This window comes from Companilactobacillus halodurans, assembly GCF_009600985.1.
Taxonomy (GTDB): domain Bacteria; phylum Bacillota; class Bacilli; order Lactobacillales; family Lactobacillaceae; genus Companilactobacillus; species Companilactobacillus halodurans.
Genome location: NZ_VDFP01000098.1, coordinates 1 through 1,679, shown reverse-complemented (window position 1 = coordinate 1,679; position 1,679 = coordinate 1). Strand labels below are relative to the sequence as shown.

At 35.4% G+C, this 1,679-nt stretch carries 2 protein-coding genes; both read left to right on the top strand.

The window, feature by feature from the left end; translation table 11 throughout:
* Positions 1–328 (top strand): hypothetical protein (locus tag FHL06_RS14440; protein WP_192917993.1); only part of this gene is annotated, 328 nt, incomplete at its 5' end.
* 590 nt (positions 329–918) lie between these two features.
* Entirely contained in the window at positions 919–1,605 is a 687-nt protein-coding gene (locus FHL06_RS12720) for a MarR family winged helix-turn-helix transcriptional regulator (RefSeq protein WP_153386954.1), read from the top strand.
* Positions 1,606–1,679 lie beyond the last annotated feature (74 nt).

Here is a 1,679-nt window from a genome sequence, read left to right as displayed (position 1 = left end):
CAAACAAGCAATAAAAACTTTTGCTAATACGTCAGTTCATTATTCATTATGTAAGTTTCATGTTACTCAGGAAATATTGAGTATTCCTGCTGGCAAGTTACATGATTCAGACTTGGATAAAAGTTTCGAAACGTTACATACAATTTTAGGACGTTTGTTAAATCCATTTATTGAGGATGATAAGCAGCGATTGATTGTCTCGCGAATGATACGAAGTTTAATTATTGGTGAAATAATTCATGTCGGTAATGGGCGCTTTGATGATGAATTGATCAGTTCGCATGACAGTTTTGATAAAATGCTCGATATTACATTGGCCGGTTTGTAAAAAAGAACCCAAAGTATGTTTATAAAGTAAATGAGACTAGTAATCCAAGTTTGGTTAGTTGCCGTCTCTGGGTGCAAGAAATGTTGGCGCTGTGGGGACCGACCTGAGCCAAGGTCTCAGGTCTCGATTTTGAACTTCGCAAAGTACGCGAATTTCAAAACTCGTCCCGTGGTGTAATGGCTAAAGCCATCACACCACCTTCACTGCTGCCAACATTTCTTGCACCCAGAGACTAATATATTCGTTGTTTTTTATACGGTATAACTAATTAATTGAATCGATAAAAAGATTACACATTATTTGAAATTGAATATGAGTAAAAGGCTAGATGCTTTTTCTGAATTTATACCAGGAAAAAATATCTAGCTTTTCTATATTCGATTCTATAACCAAAATTTAGAAAGAACCCAAAATAACTTCTAATAATGCAGTCCAATCTGAACCAAGTAGCCTACTTTTCCCACAATTATTATCTTTTCAAAAAAATAATAAAATTTCATTGACATTAATTCGGTACCGAACTATAATTCTTCTTGCAATAAAGTTCGGTACCGAAATAAATTAACAATATACGAAATGAGGAATTTGATATGAGTAAAATTACAGATGATTTAATGAAACAACTAAGATTTGTCAGTGAAGCGGCCAATTACTTCATGAGTCAAAAAAAGCAAAAGCTAACTGGGCAACAAAGGGTTCTTGCCATTTTAAAGTTAGAAGACGGTTTAACTCAGAACTACTTAGCTGAAGTTTTGGATCTTCGCCCTAGTTCAACTGCAGAGTTAATGAAAAAAATGGAAACCAATGGCGATATTATTCGTCAAGAAGACGAAAAAGATAAACGCAGTAAGTTGATTTTTTTGACGGAGAACGGTCGTAAAAAAGCCGAAAAGAATGCGTCTCTAAAAAATGAAAGTTACAGCGAGACCTTTCTTGCTGGGCTTAACGATGATGAAAAAAAACAATTTAGCGACTATCTACAAAAAATTTCTGATGGTTGGGACGATGATTTCAAAAAGAATTCCGAAAAATTTATTGATCCAACTGACCGTTACAAAGCAATTCTTAATATGCGTGATCAAATGATGCACATGCGTGATGATATGTCACCTGCTGATATTGAAAAAATGCGCCACGAAATGCGAGAACATATGCGCCACGCACCATTCGATGGTCGTCACATGCCAGACTTCAGCAATTGTGACTATCATGATTTTGGCAAAGATGGACATGGTCACCGACCAGATTTCAGAAATAACTTTTGGTTTGGAAAATAATCATAACTTTTAATTTTGTGAGGATACAATAATGCGTGATGGAGCAATGATGGGACGCGAATTACCAAAAAGAA

What these genes read in the sequence shown, in the direction of transcription:
- FHL06_RS12720 (WP_153386954.1), top strand. Translation starts at nt 919, where the DNA reads ATGAGTAAAATTACAGATGATTTAATGAAACAACTAAGATTTGTCAGT.